Raw genomic sequence first — 7546 nt, 5'->3', positions numbered from 1 at the left:
ACTGATCAGTCTTGCGACCGGAGGATTCCGCCCCAATACGACCATTGCCTACGAGTTTGAGGGGGCGACCTATCACCCTGGCCAGAACAAGTGCTGGCGGACAACGCGTGAAGGCCTAGATCGTCTAGCAAAACTGGGGCGGATTGTACGGGCGGGAAGGACGCTTCGATACAAGCAGTACATTGAGGACTTCCCGCTTTCCGAGGTTACCTCCATTTGGACCGACACCGCACGAGACCCCGAGAATCTCTACGCCGTTCAGACTCCTTCGACCGTCATTCGCAGGTGCTTGCATATGACCACCGAGCCAGGGGACCTTGTCCTCGACCCAACCTGCGGGAGCGGCACCACGGCCTTCGTGGCTGAGCAATGGGGTCGCCGGTGGATCACCATCGACACGAGCCGGGTGCCGCTTGCGCTGGCGCGGCAGCGCATGCTCACGGCCAACTTCGAGTACTTCGAGCTAGGCGATGAGAAGCGCGGCCCTGCCGGCGGCTTTATCTACAAGCGCAAGCAGAACAACAAGGGCGAGGAAGTCGGGGGCATCGTCCCCCACATCACGCTGAAGAGCATCGCGAACGATGAGCCTCCAGAGGAGGAAGTGCTTGTCGATCGCCCCGAAGTGAAGAAGGGCGTCGTGCGGGTCACTGGGCCCTTCACAGTAGAGGCCACAATCCCCGCAGCCGAAGGCCTGGACGAAGAGCCCGATACCCCGGGTATTCAGAGCGCTGATCACCGCACGCACGTGGAGCGCATGATCGAGGTCCTGCGGCATGCGCCGACCGTGCGCCTGCCGGGCAACCAGACGCTGACCCTCAAGCAGATCCGCCCTCCAGCCAAGACCCTGGCGCTCTCAGCCGAGGCGATCATCGAAGACCCCGCGGAGCCGCGCGTCGCCGAGAGCGTCGCCGAGCCGCCTGCGCGGGGCTATGGGGCCAACGCCGTGGCCATCTTGTTCGGCCCTGCCAATGGCCCGCTCTCCGAGCGTCTCGTGCGCGAGGCTTGGGACGAGGCTGGCCTCAAGCACTACTCCCGCCTGCTCGTGATTGGCTTCGGCATCGATCCCAAGGCCCGCGAGTTCATCGAGAAGGCCGGCCAGATCGGGACGCCCTGCGCCTACCTCCAGGCCACCATGGACCTCCAGATGGGCGACCTGCTCAAGAACATGCGATCGAGCCAGGTCTTCACCGTCTGCGGTCTGCCGGATGTCGAGCTGCGCCGCGAGGGGCCCCAGAAAGATACCGATGAGGAGCGCTGGCAGATCGAACTGCTCGGCCTCGATACCTACGATCCCGCGACGATGGAGCCGCAGCATCTCTCTGCGGACGACGTGCCGGCCTGGCTGCTCGACACCGACTACAACGGGATGGTCTTCCGCGTGCGCCAGGCTTTCTTCCCGCGGACCGGCGCCTGGGAGAATCTGAAGCGGGCGCTCAAGGCTGAGTTCGAGGATGCGGTCTGGGATCACCTCGCGGGCACGATGAGCGCTCCCTTCGCTGCGGGCGAGCATGGGCAGATCGCCGTGAAGGTGATCGACCCCCGGGGCAATGAGCTCATCGTGGTAAAGAAGCTTGAGGTGTCGAAGTGATCAAGGAGATCGTCCTCCGCCGGTTCAAGCGGTTCACTGAGGAACGCTTCGACCTCAGCGGCCATGTGATTCTTGCAGGACCGAACAACTGCGGAAAGACGACTGTCCTGCAGGCTCTGGCCGCCTGGGGCCTGGCCTTCCGTCACTGGCGTGTCGCCGCCGAGCGGCTCAGTGCCGCCGAAGGCAAGCCTGCGCAGCCCTTTGTGCACCGGCCACACGGATCATACGAGTGGGTCCCGATCGCCCGGCAGGCTTTTTCGGCTGTTCCGTTGCCCTCATTCGACTTACTCTGGCATGAGCGCCAGTACAGCGGGGTCGCGGAGATCGACGCCCTCTTGGATTCCGGCAAGCGAGTCGGCTTTGAACTCCAAGCCGACTCCACCGAGCAGATTCGGATTCGACCGAAGCGTGACGTGGACGCCGCGATTCTGCTCGGGGAGCTACCAAGCATCGTTTACGTGGCGACCATCGGCGGCCTAGCCGTTGAGGAGCCGGTGTACCAGGCTGACTACATCGAGACCATCCTGGGCCGACAGCGACCTGGGGACGTCATCCGCAATCTTCTGTTGCTAGCTGCCGATGGCCCCCAGTGGGAGCAACTCAAGCTAACGGTCTCCCGAATGTTCGGGGTTGAACTGCTGGCGCCGACTACGGCCATGGGCGGGCAGATTGTCTGCGAGTATCGGCGGAATGGCGGAAGGACCAGTTATGACATCACGAGCGCCGGCAGCGGCCTCCAGCAAGTGCTTCTCCTCCTGGCTTGCCTCTCCAGCCGACAGGGCGCCCTCGTGCTGGTCGACGAGCCGGATGCTCATCTGCATTCCTTCCTGCAGGACTCCATCTTTGCGGAGCTGAATCGCGCGGCTGCTCTAACCAAGAGCCAGCTCGTAATCGCTACGCACTCCGAGGTGATCTTCAACTCGGCTGATCCCGAGCAGATCTCGATCTTGCTTGGGAGGCCCCGGCGGCTGGCTTCGCCGGAAGACGTACAGCGACTGCGTCAAGCTGTCGCCGTCTTGCAGCAATCCGAACTCGTACAGGCTCAGGAAGCTCCGGGAATCCTGTACCTAGACGGCTACACCGACCTCAACCTACTGCGAGAATGGGCTCGGCTCCTGAGCCACCCGCTGGCGGAGTACCTGGACCGAACTCCACTCTGGCGAGCCAAGCAGGCCCCCGGTCGGACAGGGGCACGCGAGGTGCCAGTCCGGGAGCACTTCGAGGCACTTCAACTTGCGAGCCAAGCACTGGCGGCTGTGTGGCTGCTCGACTCCGATGGGAAGCAGCAGATCCCGGTGACCCAGACTCCGATGCCGAACACCCTGAGCCGCATGGCCTGGCGTCGATACGAGTCCGAAAGCTATCTTGCCCATCCTGCTGTCCTTGCCCGGTTCATCGACAACCAGGTCGGCACGGGCGGAGAAGCCGCCGTACTCGGCTTCTTCCGTGACGCTTTTGACCGCTTTGCCGGAGCCGGGACAGGCGCCACCATCGCAGACGCTTTCATCGCGTCACCTCTCCAGCCTGCGCAACTTGTCGAGCGCTACTTCGCGGAGACGAAGGCGCGTACGGAGATCATCGGCGCAATCCTCGAGACGGGCGGCGTGCATGGCTTGCCCTACACGCAATACAGCCAGATCGCCGCCATGATGAGGCCGGAGGAAGTGCATCCCGAGGTCAAGGAGAAGCTCGACTTCATCCAGCAGGCGTTCGGGCTATGAGCACCTTCGAAGTCCCCACTCCGATCCTCAACTCGCCCTACGAGGAGCCGGGGGAGCACTGGTGGATCATCGAGGGCGAAGCGCCTGAGTTGCGCCCGGGCCGCCGGCCGGCGATGTACTACTACATCGAGCCCGGGCGAGATCAGAACGAGCGCGGCGGCTTCTACATCGAGCTCAAGCGCGTGAATCTCATCCGCGAGCGGGTCAAGGCCTGGCGAGAACAGGGCTGGCCAGGCGCCTCCCGGACGACCCGAGATCTTCTCACCTACTGGCGACGCGAGGGTCGCCAGCACCGGCTCTTCTTCGCCCAGATCGAAGCCGCGGAGGCGGTCATCTTCCTCGCGGAGGCCCGCGCCGACTTCCTCCAGGGGATCACGATCCCGCGCGATGAGCCCAGCGATGAAGCCAAGGCCCAGGGCTACGCGGGCTTTCTCCGCTACGCCTGCAAGATGGCGACCGGCGCAGGCAAGACGACAGTGATGGGCTTGCTAGCCGCCTGGAGCATCCTCAACAAAGTGAGTAGCCGGGGAGACAAGCGCTTCTCAGATGTTGTCCTCATCCTCTGCCCAAGCGTGACGATCCGCGAGCGCCTGCGCGAACTCGACCCTGATCTCGGCGAAGCCAGCCTCTACCGCACACGCGACCTCGTCCCCATGCAATTGATGCCCCAGCTCACGCAGGGCAAGGTGATCATCACGAACTGGCACGTCCTGGAACCCCAAGCGCCACGCACAGCCGGCGATGGCGGGAAGGTCGTCAAGGCGGGCGTCCAGATCGCCACGACGGAGACCGTTCGCATCGGCGAGCGCAACGAGACGAAGCGCGGCACGCGCTGGCTTTCACGCGCCACTCTCTTCCAGCAGATCACGAACGGACTGGTTGAGGTCGTCGAAGGGGACCCTGGAGTCGATGCCTCGCTCAAGGTCCGCAGCGTTCGCTACACCGAGAGCGACACGGCGCTCGTCAATCGGGTGCTCCACGACGCCAGAGGCAAGCAGAACATCCTGGTCTTCAACGACGAAGCGCACCACGCCTATCGCGTCAAGGTCGAGCGTCCCGAGGATTGGGAAGAGATGGACGAGGCGGAGCGGGAAGAGTGGCTCTCGGACAAGACCGAGGCAACCGTCTGGGTTGACGGCCTGGACCGGATCCACAAGCTCCGAGGCATCAATGTCTGCGTGGACCTCTCCGCCACGCCGTACTTCCTCAACCGGGTCGGCCAGGAAGCCAATCGCCCCTTCCCTTGGGTCGTGAGCGACTTCGGCCTCATCGACGCCATCGAGAGCGGCCTCGTGAAGATCCCGCAGCTCGCCGTGCGAGACAGCACCGGCGCCAGCATCCCCGGCTACTTCAATATCTGGCAGTGGATCCTCGAGCCGGGCCGCTTGACCTCCGCTGAGAGGGGCGGCAAGCGAGCCAGCCCCAAGCCCGAGGCGATCCTTAAATGGGCACATCACCCGATCGCCATGCTGGGTGGCCTTTGGACTGACACCTGGAAGGAGTGGCAGGCCACTTCCGGTGAGGATCGCTCGCCCGTGTTCATTCTCGTCTGTAAGAACACGGCGCTCGCCAATGTGATCTACGAGTGGCTTGCCAACGGCAGGAATCCTGCGGGCATCCCGCCGGCGCGACTCGATGCCTTCCGCAACAGCGACACTGAGACGAACACGATCGTCGTTCACTCAAAGGTCGTGGAAGAGACCGACACCGGTGCGGCTAGGAGCGACGAGACACGATGGATGCGCTTTACTCTGGACACCGTGGGCAAGCTCTCCTGGCCTCGGAGCCCCCTTGGCCAGGAGCTGTACCCGGACGGCTTCGTAGATCTCGCTAGGAAGCTCAAGCGGCCACTCCACCCGCCCGGGCGCGATGTTCGCTGTATTGTCAGCGTGGGCATGCTCACGGAGGGCTGGGACTGTCGCACGGTGACGCACATCGTGGGCTTGCGGCCCTTCATGTCCCAGCTTCTATGTGAGCAGGTCGTCGGGCGCGGCCTCCGGCGTGCCAGCTACGAGATCAGCGAGGACGGCAAGCTCACGGAGGAAGTCGCCAAGGTCTTCGGCGTACCGTTCCAGATCGTGCCCTTCAAAGCTAACCCGACCGGACCGACCCCTCCCCCCGTCAAGCGGCATCACGTACACGCACTGCCGGAGCGCTCAGCCTTGCAGATCCGCTTCCCTCGAGTCGAAGGCTACACCCAGGTTATCCGCAACCGGGTGACGATGGACTGGGAGCGCGCCCCGGCGATCGTGCTCGAGCCGGGGGTCATCCCGACGATCGTGGAGATGAAAGCCCTGCATCCCACGAACACCGGCCGCCTCAGCCTCTCGGGACCCGGTCGACTCGATCAGGTCGGGCTGGAGGCCTTCCGGCGGGACCGCCGGATCCAGGAGCTCATCTTCGGCCTCGCTGCGGACCTGACGCGTTCCTTCCGCGAGCAGCGCGGATGCGAGATTCCAGTGCACTCCCTCTTCCCTCAGCTCGCCGCGATCGTGCGACGCTACGTGGCGGAGAAGGTCCGCATCATCCGGCCTGCTGACAGGAAGGACCTCTTCCTGTCACCCTACTACGGCTGGTTGGTGGAGGCCTTGCAGGAGAACCTCAAGGGGGATGTCGATGAGGGAGAGGCACCTGAGCTTCCTATCATCGAGAGCTCGCGAGGGGCAGGCTCGACGGCCGATGTGGACTTTTGGACGAGCAAGGACGTACGCGAGGTCAGGCGCAGCCACATCAACTTCATCGTCGCCGATACCAAGCGCTGGGAGCAGACCGCAGCCTACTTCATCGATACTCACGATGCTGTCGAGGCCTTCGCCAAGAATGCTGGGCTCGGTTTGGGCATCCCGTACCTGCACAACGGCCAACAGCACGAGTACGTTCCGGACTTCGTGATCCGGCTGAAAGGTCCTGGCGAGCGCTACGTGCTCCTGGAGACGAAGGGCTTCGACCCGCTCAAGGAAACCAAGCAGGCCGCTGCGGAACGCTGGTGCGCGGCTGTGAGTGCGCACGGTGGATTCGGCATCTGGACCTACCGCATGGCGGACAGACCTGAGCACACCGGAGCCGCGATCGATAGCTCGGATGCCTGAAGACCACCGCGCTCCGAAGAAAGCCGCACGACCGGAGCGGCGATGCTAGTGCCCCGGGGCTTCGTCCGTCGGCCTTCCGAAGCGCCGGAAGCCGTAGAAGGCGAGAACGCCGATCAGCAGCCCGACGACGAAACCCTGCGGGACCGTGAAGGCGATGGCGCCCACGAGGAGGGCGATCGCCAGCTGGCGCGGGCTGCCGGCCTGGTCGCGGATGAAGCCCAGCAGGGTCAGCGCCTCGAAGAGCAGGACCACGCCCAGGATCGGCTGCGGGAAGAGCTTCAGCACCTCGTGCAGCGGTCCGCTGAGGAAGAGCCCCAAGACGAGGTAGAAGCTGCCGTAGAGAATGACCGAACCCCCGGTCCGCGCGCCGAAGGTGTAGTGGCCGGCCAGGCCGCCGCAGCCGTGGCAGACCGGGATGCCGCCGAAGAGCGGCGCGCAGAGGTTCACCGCGGCATAGGTGAAGCCGATCTTGCGCGCCGGCACGGCGCGCTCCGGAAAGAGATCGCGGATGGTCTGCTCGGTCGCGATCACCGAGTTCGAGATCGAGAGAGGGAGCTGCGGCAGCGCGAGAACGAGGAAGCCGGTCAGGACGTCCCGGAGACCCGGTGTCTGGAGCTGCGGCAGCGACCAGCCGATGCCGTCGCGGATCTGTCCCAGCTGCAGGCCGTTCGCCAGCGCATAGATCGCGCCCAGGCCGACCACGAGCAGCCCCGGCGGCAGCCGCCGGTTGCCCCAGAGCGCGAGCATCAACAGCAGGGCCACCGCTGCCAGTCCGAATCCACCGGGGCCGGCCGCGGGGACGTAGGTCCTCAGCGCGAGGGAGGCGAGCGAGAGGCCCAATCCGAACTGGATCCCCCGGACGACGCACCGCGGAATCCAGCGCACGAGCAGCCCGAGGGCGCCCGAGAGCGTCAGGACGAGCATCGCGGCGCCGATCGCGATCCCGGCGCCGAGCAGCGTCGCGCCGGCGATCTTCTGGGTGATGACCAGCACGGCCATCGCCTTCAGCGGCTGCATCGGCATCGGCAGCCGGTAGACGAGGCCGGTGGCGACCTGCAGGAGCCCGAAGACAGCGAAGACGCTGCCGGCGTCCAGGCCAGTCGCGAGGACGATGCCGACGATGAGGGGCAGATCGGTGCCGATGTTTT

General features: G+C 64.8%; 4 protein-coding genes. 3 read left to right on the top strand and 1 reads right to left on the bottom strand.

Going from position 1 to position 7546, the window contains the following annotated elements; all coding sequences use genetic code 11:
* Nucleotide 1: 1 nt before the first annotated feature.
* Genes FJ251_11880 through FJ251_11870 form a run of 3 tightly spaced genes read left to right on the top strand, consistent with a single transcriptional unit; the run spans nucleotide 2 to nucleotide 6398 of the window.
* Entirely contained in the window at nucleotides 2-1588 is a 1587-nt protein-coding gene (locus FJ251_11880; protein MBM4118411.1) for a site-specific DNA-methyltransferase, read from the top strand.
* A complete protein-coding gene (locus FJ251_11875) occupies nucleotides 1585-3309 on the top strand; it encodes a hypothetical protein (GenBank protein ID MBM4118410.1) in 1725 nt (574 codons plus the stop codon). The genes FJ251_11880 and FJ251_11875 overlap by 4 nt, the downstream gene beginning before the upstream one ends.
* Nucleotides 3306-6398, top strand: coding sequence for a type III restriction endonuclease subunit R (locus FJ251_11870; protein MBM4118409.1), 3093 nt, complete (start codon nucleotides 3306-3308; stop codon nucleotides 6396-6398). Before FJ251_11875 ends, FJ251_11870 begins: the two co-directional genes overlap by 4 nt.
* 45 nt (nucleotides 6399-6443) lie before the next feature.
* On the opposite strand, the gene FJ251_11865 is transcribed toward FJ251_11870, so the two are convergent.
* Nucleotides 6444-7546 (bottom strand): transporter (locus FJ251_11865; protein MBM4118408.1); only part of this gene is annotated, 1103 nt, incomplete at its 5' end.

The sequence above is a fragment of the bacterium genome (genome assembly GCA_016873475.1).
Classification (GTDB): domain Bacteria; phylum Krumholzibacteriota; class Krumholzibacteriia; order JACNKJ01; family JACNKJ01; genus VGXI01.
Note: the sequence above shows the minus strand (reverse complement) of the source record. Positions and strands in the feature narration are given on the sequence as shown.